Source organism: Bradyrhizobium sp. LeoB3 (assembly GCF_055456055.1).
This window is the reverse complement of sequence record NZ_JBVBEF010000339.1, coordinates 1-684: the sequence shown is the minus strand read 5'-3', so window position 1 is coordinate 684 and position 684 is coordinate 1. Positions and strand designations below refer to the sequence as shown.

Here is a 684-nt window from a genome sequence, read left to right as displayed (position 1 = left end):
ATTGCCCGCAAGATCGAAGGCCGCACCGGCTTGCTTGGCGAGATTGTCCTCGAACGCATGCTGGCGCTGGCGCGACGGGTGCTTGACCAGAAGCAGCACCAGCGCGGCCCCAAGGTCTACTCGCTGCACGCGCCGGAGGTGGGGTGATCGGCAAGGGCAAGGCCCACCGGCCCTACGAGTTCGGCGTCAAGGTCTCGGTGGCCACCAACCTCGCGCCCGCCAAGGGCGGTCAGTTCGTCACCCATGTGAAAGCGCTGACCGGCAACCCCTATAACGGCCATACGCTCAAGACCGTGATCCCAGGCATGGAGGCGCTCGTCGGCAACGTCATCGAGCGCATGTGTCTCGACAAAGGCTATCGCGGCCACAATGCGCCGCTCGATTACAAGTTCAGGGTGTTCATCTCAGGCCAGAAGCGGCGGGTGACGCCAAAGATCAAGCGCGAGCTGCGCCGGCGCTCCGCCGTGGAGCCGGTGATCGGCCACCTCAAATCCAGCACCGAATGGGCCGAAACTATCTCTGGCACCGCCAGGGCGACGCCACCAATGCCGTCCTCGCCGCCGCCGGCTACAACTTCCGTCGCCTCATCCGCTGGCTCGAGCTTTTGCTGCGCCAAATCCTCGTCCAGCTCATCCGCCGACTTCAGCTCCTCCCAAGCTGAAATCCGGGTTCTTCACGGTCGAC

Annotated in this window: 1 pseudogene; it reads left to right on the top strand. The window is 64.3% G+C overall.

From position 1 onward, the window contains the following. Positions 1 to 661, top strand: a pseudogene (locus tag ACZXDY_RS46210) (transposase family protein); the annotation flags it as partial. Between the last annotated feature and the right edge of the window lie 23 nt (positions 662 to 684).